Raw genomic sequence first — 19,277 nt, 5'->3', positions numbered from 1 at the left:
GGCTATGGCTATGGCTACGGCTACGGCTTCACGGTGACCTCGTCCCGGCGGCTCTCGGCGTCGAAGTGCTTGCCGTCGGCGTCGCGGTAGCGGGCGATCCAGCTGCCGGTGCCCTCGGCGGTGAAGGTGTGGGAGAAGGCGCCGCCCTCGGTGGTCCGCGCCTGGCCCTGGTAGACGTACTCCTGGCTGCCGGCGGCCTGGAAGTAGAACAGCACGAGCTGGCCGCCGTAGGCCTTCGCCGGGGTTCCGTGCCGCAGGGTGCCCTTGACGAAGAAGGTCTGGCCCTTGCCCAGGGGCTCCGGCCCCGCGTTGAACTTCGTGAACTCCGTCGCGGTCCGGGTCAGCCGCACGGGCTCGGTGACGGAGCCCTGCATGCGAGGGGCGGCGGCGTAGCGCAGGCGCCAGTAGCCGTCCGGCTCGCCCGGCAGGGTCCGGTCGAACCGGGTGGAGCCGAGGTCCACGGTGAAGACCTCGCGCGTCGTCCAGTCCGTCTTGCCGTCGGCCGAGTACTGCACTTCGACGAGGGTGGGGGCCGGGCTGAGGGGCTTGTGGGCGAGGCTCCCGGTGAAGGTCACGCCGGCGGATCCGATCGTCGTCTTGACGTCGGTGAAGTAGCTGACCTCGACGACCTCGACCTCGGTCTCGGCGCTCACGTACCGCAGCCACGGGGAGCGGCCGCCCGCCCACGTGGTCTTCACCTGGCCGCGGTGGACCGTCCTGAGCTGCCGCTCGAAGTGGCCGTCCGCCGTCGTCCTCGGCTCGCCGCCCAGGTCCGCGAGCATCGGCGTGCCCTCGGGGACGGGCTTGCGCGTGCCGTCCGCGGCGGTCCTGTAGGCCCGGCCCGTGATGCTGGTGGTCGATCCGTAGCGGGCCTTGAGCTTCCGGGACTCGGGGTCGAGGACGATCTCGGCCTTCTGGCGGACCGCGCGGGCGGTCTCGCTGCCGCTTCCGGGGCTCAGCTCCGGGGTGTCCAGTACGTCGACGCGCACGTCGGTGTGGTCCTCCGTACCCCGGAAGGTGAACGGAGCGGACACGCGGCCCCGCGCGTCCGTGGTGGCCTCCTGCGAGGTGCGGTCACCGGAGAGGCGGACCTTGGCGTTCTTCAGCGGGGCGCTCGCCCCGGTCCGCGGGTCGAGGGTGGTGACGTCGGCCGTCACGGTGGTCCCGAGGTGGTCGAGGGACACCCCGTCCGCCGCGTCGACCCGGGTGACCACCGAGCGCAGCCGGTAGTCGAAGTCCCCGCAGGCGACGGGCTCGGCGTCGGAGCCGAGTTCCAGCGTGTACATCCCGAGGGCGGCGAGCTTGAGCGGCTCCGAGACCAGCTGGAAGTCGGGGAAGACGCCTTCCGGGTCGGTCACCTTGCGGAAGGTGTCGACGGAGGCGACCCGCAGACCCGTCTTCTTGTCCCGCAGGTGGACGGCGAGGCCCTCGGGCACGCCCGTCCCGTCCTGTGCGCTGTGGACGCTGAGGGACCCGTCCTGCCTGGCGTACATGTCCGGCGGGCAGACGGCGGCGGGGGCCGCGGCGACGTCGGAGGCGGCGACAGCGTCGGGGGCGCTGTCGGGGGCCGAGGCGGACGGACCCGGCGCACCGGACCCGTCGGCTCCCTCCGCCGCGGCATGGACCGACCCGGTCAAGGTCAGGCCCCCGAGCAGCGCAGTTGCGGCGACGACGGCTGAGGTCAAACGGTGACGCACGGATCCCCCCGGACATGAACGAGCTGAACGGGGCTTAGACCCGTGGAACCCCCGATGGGTTGTACGCCTTTCCCCGCAGGTTGGGCCGATCGGGCCGACCTGCGGGGGAGGGTCCGTACGGGATGTGCGTTACGGGTTCACGGCGAGTTCGTCCCGGCGGCATTCGGCGTCGAAGTGCTTGCCGTCGGCGTCGCGGTAGCGGGCGATCCAGGTGCCGGTGCGGTCGGCCTTGAAAGAGTGGGCGAAGGTGCCGTCCGCGGCGGTCTTGGTCTGGCCCTGGTGGACGAAGGTCTGACTGCCCTCGGGCCGGAAGCAGAAGACCACCGTCCGGCCGGCGTAGGCCTTCGCCGGCGTCCCGTGCCGCAGGGTGCCCTTGATGGTGAAGGTCTGGCCCTTGCGGACCGGCTCCGGAGCCGCGTCGAAGGAGGTGAAGGCCGTCGCCGTCCGGGTCAGCCGGACCGGCGGGGTGACGGTGCGTTCGAGGATCACGCCCGTACTGCTCTTGCCCCCGGAGTACTGCAGCCGCCAGTAGCCGTCGGCCTCGCCCGGCAGGGTCTGCGCGAAGGCCTGGTTGAAGGTGAAGCCGAACGTCTTGCGCGTCGTCCAGCCGGTCTTGCCGTCGGCCGAGTACTGCACCTCCATGCGGGTGGAACCGGGGTCGGCGGCGGCGGGCTTCAGGACCGTGCCCCCGGTGAAGGTCACGCGCCGTTCCGCGTCGATCGTGGCCTTGAAATCGCCGATGCCGGTGGCCGCGAGGAGCCGGACCTTGGTGAGGCCCCCACCGCCGTACAGCCACGGATGCGCGTTTCCGCCCAGCCACCAGGTCGAGACGCCCGCGGGGCTCAAGGCCCGTACCGATCGCTCGAACCGGCCGTCCGCTCCCGTCCTCGTCACGGCACCGTTGATCCCCGTGGAGAGCGCGGTGCCCTCGGGCACGGGCGTGCGCGTGCCGTCCGCGGCGATCATGACGGCCTTGCCGGTGAGCTTCACGACCTCCCCGTAGCGGGCCGTGACGTTCCGGGAGGCGGCATCGAGGACGACCTCGGCCTTCCGGCCGTCCGCGGCCACGCGGACCCGGCCCGTCCCGGGGCCCCTCTCCGGGGTGGCCGCCAGGTCGACGGTCACCACGGTCGAGCTCTCCGTGCCCAGGAACGTGACGGTCGAGGACAGGCGGCCCTGCGCGTCGGTGGACACCTCCCGCCGAGCGGAGCCCTCGTGGGAGACGGTGACCTTGGTGTTCTTGAGCGGAGCGGTCTTCTGGGTCCGCGGGTCGAAGCCGGTGAGGCTCGTCGACACGGTGGACTTCAGGTTGCTCAGGGAAACCGTGCCCTGCGCGACGGGCTGGGCGACCTCCGTGCGGAGCCCGTAGTCGAAGTCACCGCAGACAACGGTGCCGCCCGCCTTGTCCACCTCGAGCGTGTACATCCCGAGGGCTTCCAGCTTGAGCGGGTCGGAGATCCCGCGCGGGGTTTCCGCGTGCCCGTCGTCCGCAGGATCCGGCGGGCACGGGGTGGAAGCGGGTCACGGACGCGACGCGCAGACCCGTCCTCTTGTCCCGCACATGGACGGGGGTGGGGACACCGGGACCGTCATAGACCCCTGGTACGAGACGGCTCCCTCACGGGTGGCGCTCATCTTGCCCCCGCAGTCGCCGCCGAGGCATGCGCCGCCCCCGGCACGGCCAGTCCCCCGAGCACCACCACGGCGATGACGGTGGCTGAAGTCGAACGGTGTCGCATGTTTCTCCCGGGTGTCGACTGACTGAACGGGGGGCTAGACACACGGGCCCCCGGGGGGTTGTACGACTTTGCCCGCACCCCGTGCACAGCCACCCGCCGTGCCGGGGCCGGAGCGGGCGCGGGCCTGACAGAATCGGGGGTGCGCGACCCGGGCGGCCCCCGGGGTGAGACGCTGCACGGGGCAGGGACCCGCGGCGGCTCGCGCGCATCCGGTGACGTGACGGCGACGACGGCGATGCCCACCGGCGACGGCTGGAAGAGCGGGGCCCGTGAGGGACCCCGTACGGGGATGGGTGTGGAGGCGAGTGGTGGAGCAGCTGACGCAGCACGACCCGAGACGGATCGGCCCCTTCGAGGTGCTGGGACGGCTCGGCGCCGGCGGCATGGGGCTGGTCTATCTCGCCCGGTCGGCGTCCGGGCGCCGGGTGGCGATCAAGACGGTGCGCACCGAGCTCGCCGAGGACCAGCTGTTCCGCGTCCGCTTCACCCGTGAGGTGGAGGCGGCCCGCGCCGTCTCCGGCTTCTACACCGCGGCCGTGGTCGACGCCGACCCGCGCGCGGCCGTGCCGTGGCTGGCGACCGCGTACGTCCCGGCGCCCTCCCTGGAGGAGATCGTCCACGAGTGCGGGCCGATGCCCGCCCAGGCCGTACGGTGGCTCGCCGCCGGCATCGCCGAGGCGCTCCAGTCCATCCACGGGGCGGGCCTGGTCCACCGCGACCTGAAGCCCTCCAACGTGCTCGTCGTCGAGGACGGCCCGCGCGTGATCGACTTCGGCATCGCCAGCGGGGTCTCCAACACCCGCCTGACCATGACGAACGTCGCCGTCGGCACCCCCGCGTACATGTCGCCGGAGCAGGCCAAGGACTCGCGCAGCGTCAAGGGCGCCAGCGACGTGTTCTCGCTCGGCTCCACGCTGGTCTTCGCCGCCACTGGGCATCCGCCGTACCACGGGGCGAACCCGGTGGAGACGGTCTTCATGCTGCTGCGCGAGGGCCCCAACCTGGAGGGGCTCCCCGACGAGCTCCGCCCGCTGATCGACTCCTGCATGAAGATGGACGCCACGCAGCGGCCGACCCCGGCCGACCTGCAGGCGCAGCTGGCCCCGCACCTCTTCGAGGGCGGCGACGAGAGCGGTACCGCCTCGGCGTGGCTGCCCGAGCGGGCCGTCGCGATGATCGAGGCCCGGCGGGCCGGTCACCGCAACGCCGCCGCGGCGGCCGCCGCGGCCGCTGCCGCCGTGCCGAAGCCGGCGCTGCCCCGGGCCGGTGTCTCCGCGCCCATCGAGAGCGCCGGTCCCGCCTCCGGTCCCGCCACGCACCGCAGGCGGCGCGGCGGAGCCGACCCCTGGACCGACCCGCGGACCGGCCAGGCCGTCCCGCAGCGGCCCGAGCACCCCCCGATGGCGCCCTCGGGCGAGCCCGTCCGGCTCGGCGGCTCCCCGGTGCCGATCGGCCCCGGACCGCAGGCCTCCGCCTCGGCCCCGGCCGCCCACGCCGCAGCGGCGGACTCCGCGACCGGCTGGATCCGGCCGCCCGCCGGTACCCCGGTGGCGGGCCCCGCGCCCTCGGTCCTCGTACCGAACCCGGGTCCGGCCCCCGACAGCGGCCGCTGGCGGCCCTGGCGGTTCCGGATGTCGAACGAGGTCTGGGGCACCCCGACCGTCGCCGGCGACCTGCTCTACGTCACCTCCTTCGAGGTGCACGCCCTGGACGTGGCCAGCGGCCGCCGCCAGTTCAAGACCCGCGACGTCGCCTGGTCCATGGCCGTCTCCGACGGGCGCATCCACGCCTCCGACGGCCCCTCCCTCTACGCCCTCGACGCCGGTGACGGCTCCGAGCGCTGGCGGCTGTCCGCCGACGCCTGGGTGTACGCCCTGCGCGCCGACCGGGGGACCGTCGTCACCGCCACGCGCGGAGGCGGCGTACAGGCCTGGGAGTCGTCCAACGGGCACAAGCTGTGGGAGCTGACCGGCGCGCAGAGCGAGTTCGAGACCGCCGAGGCGGCCCCCGTCCTGCACGAGGGCACGGTCTACGTGTGGCAGGACGCCCGGCTGCGCGCCCTCGATGCCCGCTCCGGGCGGGAGTCCTGGTCGTACCCGGTCGGCGACGCGGCCTCCTGCGGGAACGTGCCCGTACGGGTCACCCCCGCGCCCGACGGCAACGTCTACGTCGCCGCAGGCACCCGGGTGATCTCCATCGACCGGGCCTCGGGCCGGGTCCGCTGGCACTTCGAGGCCCCCGCCGTGTTCCTCGCGCCCCCGGCCTTCGCCTCCGGCGCGGCCGTCACGGGCGGCGGGGTCTACCTCGCGGACTACCTGGGCACCGTCTACGCCCTGGACGCGGCCACCGGCAAGGACCGCTGGCGGATCGCCACCGAGCCCCGGCAGGCCGCCGACCCGGTCCTCGTGGCCGCGGGCAACGTCCACCTGGCCGCGGGCAGCGCCGTGTACACGCTCGACGCGGTCACCGGCACCCCGAAGTGGCGGTTCGCGGCGGGCGGCGAGATCACCGGTTCCCCGGCGGTCGCGGACGGCCGCGTCCACTTCGGGTCGGCCGACCACTGCCTGTACACCCTGGACGCGGCGGGCGGCCAGCTCCGCTGGAAACTGGCCACCGGCGGGGAGATCACCGGGGCCCCGGTGGCCGAGGCGGGCGTGGTCTACGCGTGCAGCAAGGACCGCTGCGTCTACGCACTGGACGCCGCCAAGGGCACGGGGACCCGTACGGGAGGCTGACCCGGTTCAGCCGCGGCCTGAGCTGCGGCTGAGCCGTCCGGGGGCCCCGTCACGGCCCCCTCGGGGTCGCGCACCGCACCGGGAGTGACAGGATGGACCCCATGAGCAACGTATTCTTCGACATCACCATCAACGGCGCACCCGCCGGTCGCATCGTCTTCAACCTCTTCGACGAGGTCGTCCCGAAGACCGCCCAGAACTTCCGCGAGCTGTGCACCGGCCAGAACGGCTTCGGCTACGCCGGCTCCGGCTTCCACCGCGTCATCCCGCAGTTCATGCTGCAGGGCGGTGACTTCACCAACCACAACGGCACGGGTGGCAAGAGCATCTACGGCGAGAAGTTCGCCGACGAGAACTTCACCCTGAAGCACGACCGCAAGTACCTGCTGTCGATGGCGAACGCAGGCAAGAACACCAACGGCTCGCAGTTCTTCATCACCACCGTCCTCACCCCGTGGCTCGACGGCAAGCACGTCGTCTTCGGCGAGGTCGTCTCGGGCCAGGAGCTCGTCGACCAGATCGAGGCGCTCGGTTCCGCCTCGGGCGCCCCCAAGGGCAAGGTCGAGATCGCGGCGTCCGGCGTCGTCGAGGCCTGATCCCCACCCCGCCCGCAACGGCTGGCCGGCCCCGCCCCCTCCGGGGGGACGGGGCCGCCGTCATGTCCGGGCGGCGGACAGGCCCATGAGGTCGCGCAGGGCCCCGAGGTCCTACGAGTGGTCCTGCGGCGGCGGAGGCCAGGCCGACGGGGCCGGGGGACGGTCAGGGTCCTCGACGGGCTCCGGGTGCGGCTCCCGGTACGGCTCCGGGGCGGGTTCCCTGGCGACCCGGTCGCGGCGGCGGGGCCGGCCGCTCATCACGGCCGCCGCGAGGATGAGCAGGGCGCCCGCACCGAAGGCGTTGGCGAGGCCGTCCCCGAGGCCCGCGCTGCCGTCGCCGCCGACCGAGAGGCTCCCCGCGGCCTGGCCCTGGCGGACCATCCAGAGCACGGCGAAGCCGAGGACGACGACCCCGGAGAGGGCCATGAGCAGCCGGGAGCGCAGCACGATCGCGACCAGCGCGAGCACGGCGGCGAAGAGGAAGGGCAGCAGCAGCGAGCCCAGCAGGGCGGCCTTGTCATCGGTGATCCCGGAGGAGGAGAAGAGCTCCTCGATGCGGTAGTCGCGCCCGTGACGGCCGTCGTACCAGGCACGGAAGGGGCTCCAGACGGCGGCCGTCGCTCCGATCAGACCCAGGAACGAGCCGAGTACGTTGCGGATCATGCCCGGCCCTCCGGGGGGAGTGGGTCTGGATCTCGATCCCGACGCTACGCCCGCCCCCGGAGTCCCGCACGCGGAGTCCGGGGCGGGGTCCGGGGCGGGGTCCGGACGTGGGGTCCGCCCCCGGAGTCCCGCCCCCGGAGTCCCGCCCCCGGGTCCCTAAGAGGGGAGCGCCGGGGGGAACACCCGCACGACCGGCGCCCCGGCCAGCAGGGCGCCCGTACGGGACAGGGCCTCGGCCAGGTGCGGGGAGGCCAGGTGGGCTTCCCAGGACGCGGAGTCCGCCCACTCCTCCACGACGACCCAGGCACCCGGAGCGGTCGGGTCCTCGTACGCGCGGTAGGAGACGTTGCCCGCTTCGGCCCGGGTCGGCGCGACCAGGGACAGGGCCTGCGCGCGGACCTCCGCCTCCAGCCCGGGCCGGGCCTGGAGGCGGGCGATCGCCGTGATGACTCCGGCGTCAGGGCTGGTGTTGGTCTCGTCGGTCATGGTGTGTCCCCCCGGGGAGTGGCTGATCGCGGCCGTCGCGCGTGGCGGCCACCGTACCGTTGCGCCTCGAGCCTCCTGGTAGCGTGCCGCCGGTTGTCCAACGGGGAGGGGTTCAGGCCATGGTGGTCACGGGACGGCGGGTCCGGCTCACAGCGGTACTGGTGGGTGTGGTGCTCGCGCTGACGGGGTTCTCGTCGACGGGCGGAAGCGGCAAGAGCAAGAGCAGCGGGGGCGGCTGCTCCAGCTCCAAGAGCAAGTCGAAGAAGAAGAGCTACAGCGGCACGGGCGGGAGCGGCGGCGGCTCCGCGGCCACCCCCACGGCCACGGCCACGGCCACCGGGACCCGGCCGCTCGCGCACGCCGAGGTCGTCACCTGCGCCGGGCCTTCGGTGGCGAAGGCCACCGTCAAGGTCACCTCCGACTCGGCGTCCGGGCACACCTTCCGCGTCCCGCTGGTCTTCGAAGGCGCCTCCGGCCGGGTCGACTCCGGCTCTGTGGACCTCGCCCTCAAGGCGGGCGAGAGCCGGACGGTCGACCTGCCGATGACGAGCGCGGCCAAGGCGGGCGAGGTCAAGCGCTGCACCCTGGGCCCCGTACAGACCCTCTCGACCGCGTCGCCCACCCCGACCTCGACGTCCGGCTCCGGCAGCACCGGGTCCACCACCACCGGCGGCAGCACGGGCGGCAAGACCCCGAGCAAGCCGAAGCCCAGGTCCACGAGGAAGACCCGCTAGCGGCGGCGGGGGCCCGCGAAGGCAGCCCCCGCCTCAGCGGATCCGGGGCTCCTGGCCCGCCCCGCCGCGGCGCCCGGCGAACAGCTCCGCCTGCCGCTCGGGCGGCAGGTTCCCCAGCGCCACCAGTCCCGGAGCCTGCGCCAGCGCCTGCTGGAGGGTGGCCTGCTTCGCCGCCCACAGGGACCGTACGGTGCCCTGCACGGCCTCCGTCGGGAAGCCGGCCAGCGTCTCGGCCGCCCGCAGGGCCGCCGGGAGCAGCTCCCCGGGCTCCGCCAGCTCCGAGACCAGGCCGATCTCGTACGCCCGCCGCGCGGAGAGCCGTTCCGCCGTGCCCATCAGGGACATCCGGGCGGCCTCGCCGAAGGGCATGCGCTGCGCCATGTAGATCGCCTCGTACGCGCTGACCATCCCGTAGCTGGTGTGCGGGTCGAAGTAGGTCGCGGAGGCGGAGGAGATGATGAACTCCGACTCGCCCAGCAGGTAGAACGCCCCGCCGCAGGCCATGCCGTTGACGGCGGCGACCACCGGCTTCCACAGGTCGTTGGCCTTCGGCCCGATGGCGACGAGCGGGTCGTCCACCGAGTACGGCGAGGAGGGCTGCGGCACCTCGACGCCCCGGTCGATGCCCGTGCAGAAGGCCGCCTGCCCGGCGCCCGTCAGCACGATCGCCCGTACCGCGTCCTCGTAGCGCAACTCCCTCCATACTCGCGCGAGTTCGGCTGCGGTCCCCAGGTCGATCGCATTGTGCTTGCGCTCCCGGTCCAGGGTGACGACCGCGACCCCGGTGGTCTTGTCCCGCTCCACCCGCAGGCCGGGGGTCCCCTGGGCCGTCACGACTTCTCCAGGATCCAGCGCGGCACCGCGATCCCGCCCGTCTCGGTGAACACCACCTGGACCCGCGCGCCGATGCGCAGCCGCGCCGGGTCCATCGAGTCCAGCGGGGCGTCGGCGGAGGTGACGAGGTTCCCGACGAGGCGGATCTGCGGGGCGTCGGCCAGCTCCACGAGGATCACGTTGTACGGGGCCTGCGCGGCGTACGCGGGCAGCAGCGGCGGGTGCGGCTGGACGTACGACCAGATCCGGCCCCGGCCGCTCATCCGGCGCCATTCGGAGTCGAAGGACCGGCAGTGCGGGCAGCAGGGGCGGGGCGGGAAGCGCAGCTTCCCGCACGCGGGGGCCGCGCAGGCCTGGACGCGTAGTTCGCCCTGGGCGGCGTACTCCCAGAAGGGGGCACCGTCCCCGTCGGGGACGGGGAGGAGGAGTTCGTCAGCGGATTCTATGGATGCGGAGGTCATTGGTCAGCTCCTCAGACTCACATGGTTCTTTGGGTATCCGTAGTGATGTTGCGTTCTCGTCGTGGTGGGCGTCCGGCGTGGTTGCCGGGCACGGGTTCACGAGTCGAACGGGTGACCTTTCGCCAGTGGTGTCGTTGATCGGATGACAGCACAGGATGCGGGGGGTGAGGGATGAGCCGGAAGGTGCCGCTGGCAGATGGCGAGACGACTCGGACCGCCTGTGCCCGTGGCCTGTTGCGGGCTGGGGTGAATGAGGGGACTGGCGAACTACTGACCCCCAGCGTGCTGACGGATCGTGTCGGGTGGGCAGCCACCCTGGTCTCCGGCATGGTCGGCGAGCTGCTGGCCGCACACTGGAACGGGCCGGATGTGGATGCGCTCGCCTCCGGGGAGGACGGCGCGGGCAGGAAGCTGCCGTCGAATGCGTGGATGGCGCTGCGCCGCCTTGGCTGGACCATCGCGCCGCCTGGGGGCATCCGCGTCAATGACAGGATCGTTCGAATGGCGCAGGAACAGGCCGGGCGTACGCTCCGATCGGTGAAGTGGCGTGCTGATCTGACTGCCGGAGTGGTCACGACCTGGCCCGCCGACCCCGGCAAGCGCACGAGCTGGGAGTGGGACGCTGTGCGCGAAATGGTGCCTGGAGGGCAGAATCTGCCGTCGAGTGTCATCACATCCAGCACCCGGCAGATTGCCACGTTCATCAAACAGCAGGGCCGGATGCCGGCTGACCTGTTCGTGCTGGAGAGGGCGCCCCGGGTGGCACCGATGCTGTTGTTGTCGGCGTGTGACGGGCAGCAGGCAACCATCGAACGTGCGGATCAGCCGGGCCGGGCGCTGCTGCGCTTGCAGCTTCCCACTCGCCCCGATCCGCAGTCCTATAAGGACTGGACATGGGTCGCCTGCCCTATCAAGCTGCCTCCGACGATCCCTGTGGATGCGGTGCTGCACCTGCCCACGCTCCGTCCGTACCAGGGCTGTGTAAGAGCCGATCTCGCCTACAGCTACCCGGTCCCGATGGCGGCGCGCAGCGGGCACGTGGTCGCGCTCGGTGTGGACTGGGGCCTGAACACTCTGCTCAGTGCGGGTGCGGCCCGAGTGCACGAGGGCGGGAGGATAGCCGTCCTGGGGGGCGGGGCCTTGTTCCGGGCGGCTGGGGTCCTCGCGAAGCAGCACCGGTTGCGCCGGCTTTCCGAACATCTGCACGCCAAAGCCAGGCGGTATCAGCAGCTGATCGCCGGGGCTGAGCAGCACTGCCTCGTCGCCAAAAACACCGTTCTGAGTGAGGAAATCAGCCGGGTCAGCGCACGCCGGTCGAATCTCAACGATGCATTGGCCTGGGCAGCGGCCCGTTGGGCGGTCGATCAGGCCATCGCAGCTGGGGCGAGCGTCATCTACAGGGAAGACCTCCGCTCCATGGAAGCGCGCGGTATGGGCCGGACAATCAACACTCGGCTCTCCCAGCAGGTGCGCGGGCAGATCATGGACCGTATGCGGCTTCTGGCCGCTGAGACAGGCATCGCCGTCGTCACTGTCCCGGCGCGCAACACTTCGAAGCACTGCCCGCAATGCCTCACCCCCCTCAGGCACCGCAAAGCCCCCGACCGGCCAACCACTCCCGGATGGAAATGGGCCTTCTGTCTCAATCCCGGCTGCGGGTGGCAAGGAGATCGCGATCACGGTGCTTGGCAGCGTATTGCGGCACGTGGACTTGCCCATCAGTTGAAGACGGTGACCGACCGCACCACAGGTGCGATGGCCATCCGTGCCGTGGTTAACGACCTCGAAGCGGGCGCGATCACTACACCGACCGTGCCGAAAGTGAGCCGGTGGGATCGGTCCAAGACCGGCCCAACTCGGCATATGACAACACGTCCGACGCCCAGGCGACGCCGGACACCCTCCCCTGCCAGGCTTACGAGTTCGGCGGGCCAGCGTCCGGAGGGACACGCCTACACGGACCGGACATTGCTGCCCCGCGCAGCTCACCGGCACCAGGGCGTGACGACGATCAGCACCCCCACGAGCCGACACCGGCCGCGCGGAGCAGCACTGGGTGCGGGATTTCACTTCCACGCCCATGCCACACCTCCACGATGGGAAAACCTGTGGTCAGGAACTATGTCTGACACAGGTTCAATCAGCTGATCAGGACGCTCGCAGCAGGATGGCGGACGTGGGGACGCCCTCACCGGCGGTCACCAGGCAGGTCGCCGCGTCGGGCACCTGGGCGGTGGAGATGCCGCGGAGCTGCTTGACGCCCTCGTTGATCAGGTTGAAGCCGTGCACGTAGGCCTCGCTGAGGCCGCCGCCGCCGGTGTTGATGGGGAGCCGGCCGCCCATCTCCAGCGCACCGCCCTCGGTGAAGGCGGCGCCCTCGCCGCGCCCGCAGAAGCCGTAGCCCTCCAGGGAGAGCGGGATCAGCGGGGTGAAGGCGTCGTAGATCTGGGCGACGTCCACGTCCTGGGGGCCGAAGTCGGCCTGCTTCCACAGGTGTCGGGCGGCCGTCCAGGCGGGGCCGGAGAGCGGGTCGTCGTTCCAGTAGTTGACCATCCCGTGGTGCTGGGAGGGCAGGCCCTGGGCGACGGAGTGGACGTAGACGGGCTTCTGGCGGCAGTCGCGGGCGCGCTCGGCGCTCACGATGACGCAGGCCAGCGCGCCGTCGGTCTCCAGGCAGTTGTCGAAGAGGCAGAGCGGGTCGCTGATCATGCGGGCGGTCATGTACATCTCGCGGGTCAGTGGGCGCTCGTACATCATCGCGGCCGGGTTCTCGTTGGCGCGGTTGCGGCAGGCCATCGCGACGTTGAAGAGGTGGTCGCGGGTGGCGCCGTACTCGTGCATGTAGCGGCGGGCCAGCATGCCGATCTCGTCGGCGGGGCGCAGCAGCCCGAAGGGGCGCGTCCACTGACCGGGGGTGGGGAGCTGGACGGCCGTGTTCTTCCACGGCCGCGGCCCCGAGCCGCGCTTGCGCGAGCGCCAGGCCACGCCGACGCTCGCCTGGCCGGTGGCGACGGCGGCGGCCAGGTGTCCGACGGTGGCGCAGGAACCGCCGCCGCCGTAGCCGATCTTGGAGAAGAAGGTGACGTCGCCGGCGCCTATGGCCTTGGCGACCTCGACCTCGTCGGTCTCCTCCATGGTGTAGGAGGAGAAGGCGTCGACCTCGGACGGGTCTATGCCCGCGTCCTCGAGCGCCGCGAGAATGGCCCGGCAGGCCAGTTCCTTTTCGGACTGCGGCAGTTGTTTGGCAAAGGCGGTCTGCCCGATGCCGACTATCGCCGTAGCGTCCTTGAGCGTTGCCGCCATCGCCACCTCCGGGGTGCACCAGTACTGACAGCCGCGAAGGCTACAGCTAATCTGACGGATAGTCAGCTAGTGGTGTTGCAGGGAAGGGCGGACGATGACCGAGGACGAGGACGAGCGCACGCGCGGGGCCGCGGACACGGCGCAGGACACGGTGGAGAACGCGGCGCAGGACACGGCGCGGGACACGCCGGAGGACGGACGGGCCGATCTCGCCTGGACCAGCATCGGCGGACTCGTACGGCACGCCGCCGAGCGCTACGCCGACCGCGAGGCCGTCGTCGACGGGCGGGTCCGGATCGACTACGCGCAGCTCGGCGAGCGCGTCGAACGGGCCGCCGCCGCCTGCATGGCCGCCGGCGTGGAACCGGGGGACCGGGTCGCCGTCTGGGCGCCCAACACCCTCGAATGGATCGTCTCCGCCCTCGGCGCCGTCTCCGCCGGAGCCGTCCTCGTCCCCCTCAACACCCGCTTCAAGGGCTCCGAAGCCGCCTACGTCCTCCAGCGCAGCCGCGCCCGGCTCCTCTTCGTCACCGGCACCTTCCTCGGTACCTCCTACGTCGCCTCCCTGCGCCGCGCCGCCGCCGAGGGCGAGGGCTCCGGGCCGCTGCCCGGCCTGCCCCACCTGAAGCAGGTCGTCGTCCTGTCCGAGGACGCCCCGGACTCCTTCCGCACCTGGAAGGAGTTCCTGACCGGCGGCGACTCCGTCACCGCGGAGGCCGTCCGGGCCCGTACGGACGCGATCCCCGCCACCGCCCCCTCGGACATCATCTTCACCTCCGGCACCACCGGCAGCCCCAAGGGCGCCGTCATCTCCCACGCCCAGTCCCTGCGCTGCTACGAGGTCTGGAGCGAGCTCGCCGGACTGCGCGAGGGCGACCGCTACCTGATCGTGAACCCCTTCTTCCACACCTTCGGCTACAAGGCCGGGGTCATCGCCTGCCTGATGCGCGGGGCGACGATGGTCCCCCAGCCCGTCTTCAACGTGGACACCGTCCTCGCCAACATCGCCGCCGAGCGGATCTCCGTACTCCCCGGCCCGCCCACCCTGCACCAGTCCCTCCTCGACCACCCCCAGCGCGCCCACCACGACCTCTCCGCCCTGCGCCTGGTCGTCACCGGCGCCGCCGTGGTCCCGCTGCAGCTCGTCGAACGGCTCCGCGGCGAGCTGCACATCGGCACCGTCCTCACCGCGTACGGGCTCTCCGAGGCGAGCGGCATCGTCACCATGTGCCGCCGCGGCGACCCGGCGGAGACCATCGCGTCGACCTCGGGCCGGGCCATCCCCGGGACGGAGGTCAGGGTCGTGGACGCGGACGGCGGCCCCCAGCCCACGGGCCGGGCCGGCGAGGTGTGGGTGCGCGGCCACAACGTCATGAGCGGCTACTTCGAGGACCCCGCCGAAACCGCCGGGGCCATCACCCCCGAGGGCTGGCTCCGCACCGGGGACGTCGGCGTCCTCGACGCCGCGGGGAACCTGCGCATCACCGACCGGATCAAGGACATGTTCATCGTCGGCGGCTTCAACGCCTACCCCGCCGAGATCGAGCAACTCCTCGGCCTGCACCCGGACATCGCCGACGTGGCGGTCGTCGGAGTGCCCGACCCGCGGCTGGGCGAGGTGGGCAAGGCGTACGCGGTCCGCCGCCCGGGAGCGGTGCTCACGGCCGACGACCTGATCGCGTGGTCCCGCCGGGAGATGGCCAACTACAAGGTCCCGCGCGAGGTGGAGTTCGTCACCGAACTCCCGCGCAACGCGAGCGGCAAGGTCCTCAAACGCGAACTGCGCACCCGCTGAGGACACGGACGACGCCGGGGGCCGGCCTGGGGTGGAGGAGGGGGCCGGCCAGGCCGGCCCCCAGGCCTATCCGACGCGGTCGAGGAAGGCGAGCACCCGACCGGTGACCCGCTGCGCGGCGTCCTCGTCGTACGACGGCAGGCCGCTGTCGCAGAACAGGTGGCGGTCGCCGGGGTAGAGGAACAGCCGTCCGTCCCGGGCCGTCCCGACGAGCGCGCGGGCCGCGTCCACATCGCCTTCCCCGGCGAAGAACGGATCCGCGTCCATGCCGTGGACCTGGACCGGAACGTCCCCGGGCCAGGCATCACCGAACTCCGAGACGGGCACGCACGCCTCGATCAACACCGCGCCCCGCGCGCCGGGCCGGGTCTGGGCCAGCTTCTGCGCCGGGAGGACCCCGAGCGAGAACCCGACGTACACGAGCCCCGCGGGCAGCACCTCGGCGGCGGAGGTTCCGCGCGCGGTGATCGCGGTGAACCCGGTCTCCCCGGCGTAGCCGATGCCCTCGTCGAGGCTGTCGAAGACCCGCCCTTCGAACAGGTCCGGGACGTGGACGACGTGTCCGGCACGCCGCAGCTCCCCGGCGAACGCCCGGACGCCGGGCGTCAGCCCCTGCCCGTGGTGGAAGACCAGCACCTTGGCCATGTCATCGCTCCCCTCGTCCTACGGCTCCGGCCGGCGCCGCGGCACGAGTATGACCCGCGGCGCCGACACCCAGCGGGGAACGGAGGGTCACGCCGCGTCCCCGGCACGTGTGGCGATCCGGCCGGTCGCTTCGCGCTTCGACAGGCGGGCGTGCTCGCGGTCGGCCCAGCGGCGGACCCGGTCGGGTTCCAGCGGGGCGCCGTGGCCGACGTGGAGCCTGGTGGGGGCGAGGTCGAGCATCTCGCGCAGGCTGACGAGGTTGCGCCGCGGGTCGTCGTGGAACGGCGGGTTCGCCGGCTTGCCCGGGATGAGCCCCATGACGGAGTTGGCGACCAGGTCGCCGGCGACGAGGTCCCCGTCATCGGTGAGGACGGAGATCGACCCGGCGGTGTGCCCCGGGGTCGGCATGATGCGGGCCGCGAGCCCGAAGTCCTCCAGGGAGGTCTCACCGCGGATCAGGACCTGGGGTTCGACGGGTTCGGCCCGAGCGTGCAGCTCCTTGCTCCGGTCCATGATCCGGCCCATCGGGCCCGTGGGCAGGTACGGCTCGCGGACCCGGCCGCTGCGGTACGGGCCGAGGTCGGCGACGTGCCCGGCGACGGGGGCACCGGTGAGCCGGTGCAGTTCGGCGGCGGAGCCGAAGTGGTCGATGTGCCCGTGCGTGAGGACGATCAGCGAGACGTCCCCGGGGTCCACTCCGAGCTCGGTGATCCGGTCGTGGATCTTCCGGCCGCTGCCGGGCGTCCCGGCGTCGACGATCACGGGCCTCCGGCCCAGGAGCCGCACGCTCAGGTGCAGTCGTGCCGCCAGGGCCTCCGCGGTGAGGTCCTCGGTGAGGTGGTCGGCGATCCACACGCGCAGGTCGTCGATCCGGTCGCCGGACGTGGCCGGGGCCGAGAGCGGAACGCTGAACTGGCTCTGCCCGCCCGAGCGTTTGACGTACATGACCATCATCCGCGCGGTGGCGAGGGCGAGGGCCTGGCCGTGGTCCTCGGCGACCATCGCCAGCGCCATGTCCAGCCCCGAGGTGACACCGGCGCAGGTCCACACGCTCCCGGACCGGATGAAGATCGGGTCCGGATCCACCGTGACTTCGGGATGGTCGGCGGCCAGCCGTGCGGCGGTGAGCCAGTGGGTCGTGGCGGCCAGCCCGTCGAGCAGGCCCGCCGCGGCCAGCAGGTGCGCTCCCGCGCAGATCGACCCGGTCCTGCGCGCCACGGGCGCCGCCTCGCGCAGCCAGCGGGTGACCTCGCTGTCGATCACCGGTTCCACCCGGTCGCCCACCAGGTCGACCGCGCCGGCCACGAGCAGGGTGTCGACCCGGCCGCGCACCTCGTCCAGGGCCAGGTCAGCCAGCAGCCGGACCGCTGGAGGTGGTCACCGGCCCGCCGTCGGCGGTGGCGATCCGGACGAGATAGCCGGGGCCTGGGGTGCCGGTGCCGGTGGCCGTGGTGCCGGTAGCAGTGATGGTGGCGGCGACCCGTGTGGCGACGGAGAACACCTCGGCCGGGCCGGTGACATCCAGCAGTTCGGTACCGGGGAAGGCCGCGATGACGACTCTGTGCGGTACGGGCATGCGCTGATCCTTCCGCCCCGCCGCGACGGCCGCAATGACGAGCTTCTGTCAGATCCGGACACGCCGTGCGAGCGCGCTGCGCCGCACGGAAGGACCAACGGCTTCGGGCTGGTCCGATCGGTCGGATCTGACGGTGGGTCGCGCCGGGACACTCCCGGCGGCGCGAGATCCGCCGCTATGGATGATTCATCCACCATCCATGAGCCCCGTCCCCAGGAGCCCCCATGCGCCGTCCCACCAGAACAGCCTGTATCGGCTCGGCCGCCACCGCACTGGTCGCCCTCCTCGCCTGCGCCCCCCCTCGCGTCCGCCGTCACGACGGACATCGGTGCCGCCCACGACCGCGACAAGGGCAACGGCAATGGCAAGGGCCAGGTCATCACCCTCACCGGCCGGCTCGCGGAGCAGTCGCGCTTCCCCGTCAACCCCGGCGGCGCCGCCGCGCAGGGTGACCGGACGGTCTTCCGCTCGCTGCTCTTCGACAAGGACGGCAACCAGGTCGGCGAGACCGGCGGCACCTGCACGACCACCCGGGTCGACAACGGCGGCGCGGAGGCCTGCGTCGTGACCTACACCCTCCCGGGCGGCCAGATCGCCGCGCAGGGCATGGTCTTCGGCCACCTCGTCCCGGGCCCTCCGCCCGCGTTCGACAACGCGATCACCGGCGGCACCGGCAAGTACGACCGGGCCCGTGGTTCGATCCACGCCGAGACGATCGGGACGGGCACCAGGCGCTTCACGCTCGACATCGAGCGCTGACCCCCGCTACGTACTGCATCCCTTGCAGGTCGCCCCGGGTGTCGGACTGCGAAACGCGCGCTCGCACTCCGGGCAGATCACGAAGGGATCGGGAGGTACGAAGGCAGGTGCGCGGGGCAGCGGAATCAGCGGCGGTGGCAACTGGGCCGTGAGCCGGTGGGCGATCAGCCCGGCCGGATTGCGCAGCCCCGCCGGCAGTCTCGCCGTAAGGGCGGTCACCGTGGCCCGCACCCCCGCCCCGCGCTCCAGTCAGGCCTCGACCCCACCCGCGAGGTACCGTACGTCCCGCTCCCCGAGCAACAGCTGCGGATCGACCCGCCGCAACTCCGCGAGCACCTCACGCGCGAGCCGCCGCCGCCCGGGATCGTCCCGCTCCCGGGGCCCGGGCAGCCCCCCGCCGGGCGCGGCAGCCACCTCTACGTCCCCTGCCGCATCCGGCTCCGTCGGCACGGCGGGCTCCGGACCAGCCTCGACCGGCGGCGGCGTCTCAACGCGCACCGGCTCCGGTGCAGGTTCCGCCGGTGCGGGTGCCGTGGGCGGGGCAGCGGGACCGTGGCCACGACGCGCCGCCGCGACGGCAGCGGCCCGGGGATGGTTGTAGGACACCGTACGGGTGACGATCCGCCCACCCGGCAGGCTCACCAGGGACCGGTCCAGGTAGCCGAACGCCACCAGTTCCCGCAGTGCCTTGGTGATGGCGATCTCCCCATCGGGCAGCCGCCTGACCAGGTCCTTGATGCCGATGGGCGTCCCGGCCGGCAGCGACTGGATGTAGATCCCCAGGAACCGCGCGAGCACCGACATCTCACCATGCTGGATCAGGTCGTTGCTCACCACGGTGAACCGCCCGGTGAGCCGGACGTTGGCGTGCCGAACCCCGTATGTCGCGCGCGCGGGCGCGGTAAACTGCACCGAAGCCATAGGGAAGAGTGCTACTTCCTCGTTGGTCAGGCCCTCGATCGGGATTCGCAGTCCCGGCGGGGGCCGTCTCATGTCTGAGAGTTGTCGGGGCGAGCATATGCCAGACAACCACCGCGAAATCCACCCCAGTTGGCCGATTCACCCGTGTGAGTGAGCGCCTGTCCGGCGGGAGGCTGGAGGGGTCTGGGAAGGGTTCTTTCCCCAAGTACTCAGACCAAAAGAAGCACCGCGGCCCACCGGGTCCCGGCCGGCCGCGACCCGGTGGGTGCGGCCTTCAGAACCCAAGTCCGAGACGGGCGGGACCGTCATGATCATCGCGGAAGGCCGGGTCTC

Annotated in this window: 15 protein-coding genes and 2 pseudogenes; 6 read left to right on the top strand and 11 right to left on the bottom strand. The window is 72.3% G+C overall.

Annotation, left to right across the window (positions count from 1 at the left end):
- Positions 1 to 20 precede the first annotated feature (20 nt).
- Together OG435_RS20400 and OG435_RS20395 are read right to left on the bottom strand one after the other, a co-directional pair.
- Positions 21 to 1,685, bottom strand: coding sequence for a hypothetical protein (locus OG435_RS20400; RefSeq protein ID WP_266878540.1), 1,665 nt, complete (start codon positions 1,683 to 1,685; stop codon positions 21 to 23).
- Positions 1,686 to 1,826: 141 nt separating this feature from the next.
- On the bottom strand, positions 1,827 to 3,122 hold the full coding sequence (locus OG435_RS20395; RefSeq protein WP_266878538.1) for a hypothetical protein: 1,296 nt from the start codon (positions 3,120 to 3,122) through the stop codon (positions 1,827 to 1,829).
- Positions 3,123 to 3,741: 619 nt separating this feature from the next.
- Here OG435_RS20395 and OG435_RS20390 point away from each other — a divergent pair.
- Both OG435_RS20390 and OG435_RS20385 read left to right on the top strand, forming a co-directional pair.
- Entirely contained in the window at positions 3,742 to 6,171 is a 2,430-nt protein-coding gene (locus OG435_RS20390; RefSeq protein ID WP_430625663.1) for a PQQ-binding-like beta-propeller repeat protein, read from the top strand.
- Positions 6,172 to 6,272: 101 nt separating this feature from the next.
- A complete protein-coding gene (locus tag OG435_RS20385; protein WP_266878534.1) occupies positions 6,273 to 6,767 on the top strand; it encodes a peptidylprolyl isomerase in 495 nt (164 codons plus the stop codon).
- A 111-nt stretch (positions 6,768 to 6,878) separates the two neighbouring features.
- On the opposite strand, the gene OG435_RS20380 is transcribed toward OG435_RS20385, so the two are convergent.
- Positions 6,879 to 7,430: a hypothetical protein gene (locus tag OG435_RS20380; protein WP_266878532.1), complete on the bottom strand. Its 552-nt coding sequence runs from the start codon at positions 7,428 to 7,430 to the stop codon at positions 6,879 to 6,881.
- 156 nt (positions 7,431 to 7,586) lie between these two features.
- Positions 7,587 to 7,916 carry a putative quinol monooxygenase gene (locus OG435_RS20375; RefSeq protein WP_266878530.1) on the bottom strand — a complete coding sequence of 110 codons (330 nt, stop codon included), beginning with the start codon at positions 7,914 to 7,916 and terminating at the stop codon, positions 7,587 to 7,589.
- Between the two features lie 119 nt (positions 7,917 to 8,035).
- Here OG435_RS20375 and OG435_RS20370 point away from each other — a divergent pair, with 119 nt between their 5' ends.
- Positions 8,036 to 8,650, top strand: coding sequence for a hypothetical protein (locus OG435_RS20370; protein ID WP_266878529.1), 615 nt, complete (start codon positions 8,036 to 8,038; stop codon positions 8,648 to 8,650).
- A gap of 33 nt (positions 8,651 to 8,683) precedes the next feature.
- Here the strand turns inward: OG435_RS20370 and OG435_RS20365 are convergent, their stop codons facing one another.
- Complete coding sequence (locus OG435_RS20365) at positions 8,684 to 9,484, bottom strand: enoyl-CoA hydratase/isomerase family protein (RefSeq protein ID WP_266878527.1); 801 nt, start codon at positions 9,482 to 9,484, stop codon at positions 8,684 to 8,686.
- Positions 9,481 to 9,945, bottom strand: coding sequence for a Zn-ribbon domain-containing OB-fold protein (locus tag OG435_RS20360; protein ID WP_266878525.1), 465 nt, complete (start codon positions 9,943 to 9,945; stop codon positions 9,481 to 9,483). The genes OG435_RS20365 and OG435_RS20360 overlap by 4 nt, the downstream gene beginning before the upstream one ends.
- A gap of 327 nt (positions 9,946 to 10,272) precedes the next feature.
- Between OG435_RS20360 and OG435_RS20355 the strand changes: the two genes are divergently transcribed.
- Positions 10,273 to 12,093, top strand: a complete 1,821-nt coding sequence (locus OG435_RS20355; protein ID WP_266878523.1) for a zinc ribbon domain-containing protein — start codon at positions 10,273 to 10,275, stop codon at positions 12,091 to 12,093.
- On the opposite strand, the gene OG435_RS20350 is transcribed toward OG435_RS20355, so the two are convergent.
- Positions 12,094 to 13,248 (bottom strand): lipid-transfer protein, encoded by a 1,155-nt coding sequence (locus OG435_RS20350; RefSeq protein ID WP_266878521.1) that lies wholly within the window; start codon positions 13,246 to 13,248, stop codon positions 12,094 to 12,096.
- 94 nt (positions 13,249 to 13,342) lie between these two features.
- Here OG435_RS20350 and OG435_RS20345 point away from each other — a divergent pair, with 94 nt between their 5' ends.
- On the top strand, positions 13,343 to 15,043 hold the full coding sequence (locus OG435_RS20345; RefSeq protein ID WP_266878519.1) for a FadD3 family acyl-CoA ligase: 1,701 nt from the start codon (positions 13,343 to 13,345) through the stop codon (positions 15,041 to 15,043).
- Between the two features lie 66 nt (positions 15,044 to 15,109).
- Here the strand turns inward: OG435_RS20345 and OG435_RS20340 are convergent, their stop codons facing one another.
- The 3 genes and pseudogenes from OG435_RS20340 to OG435_RS20330 form a co-directional block, all read right to left on the bottom strand.
- Positions 15,110 to 15,688, bottom strand: a complete 579-nt coding sequence (locus OG435_RS20340; RefSeq protein WP_266878517.1) for a dienelactone hydrolase family protein — start codon at positions 15,686 to 15,688, stop codon at positions 15,110 to 15,112.
- Positions 15,689 to 15,775: 87 nt separating this feature from the next.
- Positions 15,776 to 16,399, bottom strand: a pseudogene (locus tag OG435_RS20335) (MBL fold metallo-hydrolase); the annotation flags it as partial.
- Positions 16,400 to 16,456: 57 nt separating this feature from the next.
- Positions 16,457 to 17,264: pseudogene (locus OG435_RS20330) on the bottom strand (GlxA family transcriptional regulator); the annotation flags it as partial.
- Positions 17,265 to 17,441: 177 nt separating this feature from the next.
- On the opposite strand from OG435_RS20330, the gene OG435_RS20325 reads away from it, so the two are divergent.
- Positions 17,442 to 18,023 carry an allene oxide cyclase barrel-like domain-containing protein gene (locus tag OG435_RS20325; RefSeq protein ID WP_266878515.1) on the top strand — a complete coding sequence of 194 codons (582 nt, stop codon included), beginning with the start codon at positions 17,442 to 17,444 and terminating at the stop codon, positions 18,021 to 18,023.
- A gap of 249 nt (positions 18,024 to 18,272) precedes the next feature.
- Here OG435_RS20325 and OG435_RS20320 read toward each other — a convergent pair whose 3' ends face one another.
- On the bottom strand, positions 18,273 to 18,944 hold the full coding sequence (locus OG435_RS20320) for a hypothetical protein (RefSeq protein ID WP_266878513.1): 672 nt from the start codon (positions 18,942 to 18,944) through the stop codon (positions 18,273 to 18,275).
- Positions 18,945 to 19,277 lie beyond the last annotated feature (333 nt).

Source organism: Streptomyces sp. NBC_01264 (assembly GCF_026340675.1).
GTDB lineage: Bacteria > Actinomycetota > Actinomycetes > Streptomycetales > Streptomycetaceae > Streptomyces.
The sequence above is the reverse complement of the archived record's forward strand: the minus strand, read 5'-3'. Positions and strand labels throughout refer to the sequence as shown.

Excerpts from the sequence above, each read along its gene's own strand:
- OG435_RS20395 (WP_266878538.1), bottom strand. The coding sequence starts at position 3,122 with ATGTACACGCTCGAGGTGGACAAGGCGGGCGGCACCGTTGTCTGCGGT.
- OG435_RS20385 (WP_266878534.1), top strand. The coding sequence starts at position 6,273 with ATGAGCAACGTATTCTTCGACATCACCATCAACGGCGCACCCGCCGGT.
- OG435_RS20380 (WP_266878532.1), bottom strand. The coding sequence starts at position 7,430 with ATGATCCGCAACGTACTCGGCTCGTTCCTGGGTCTGATCGGAGCGACG.
- OG435_RS20375 (WP_266878530.1), bottom strand. The coding sequence starts at position 7,916 with ATGACCGACGAGACCAACACCAGCCCTGACGCCGGAGTCATCACGGCG.
- OG435_RS20370 (WP_266878529.1), top strand. The coding sequence starts at position 8,036 with ATGGTGGTCACGGGACGGCGGGTCCGGCTCACAGCGGTACTGGTGGGT.
- OG435_RS20360 (WP_266878525.1), bottom strand. The coding sequence starts at position 9,945 with ATGACCTCCGCATCCATAGAATCCGCTGACGAACTCCTCCTCCCCGTC.
- OG435_RS20355 (WP_266878523.1), top strand. The coding sequence starts at position 10,273 with ATGGTCGGCGAGCTGCTGGCCGCACACTGGAACGGGCCGGATGTGGAT.
- OG435_RS20350 (WP_266878521.1), bottom strand. The coding sequence starts at position 13,248 with ATGGCGGCAACGCTCAAGGACGCTACGGCGATAGTCGGCATCGGGCAG.
- OG435_RS20345 (WP_266878519.1), top strand. The coding sequence starts at position 13,343 with ATGACCGAGGACGAGGACGAGCGCACGCGCGGGGCCGCGGACACGGCG.
- OG435_RS20340 (WP_266878517.1), bottom strand. The coding sequence starts at position 15,688 with ATGGCCAAGGTGCTGGTCTTCCACCACGGGCAGGGGCTGACGCCCGGC.
- OG435_RS20325 (WP_266878515.1), top strand. The coding sequence starts at position 17,442 with ATGGATGATTCATCCACCATCCATGAGCCCCGTCCCCAGGAGCCCCCA.
- OG435_RS20320 (WP_266878513.1), bottom strand. The coding sequence starts at position 18,944 with ATGGCTTCGGTGCAGTTTACCGCGCCCGCGCGCGCGACATACGGGGTT.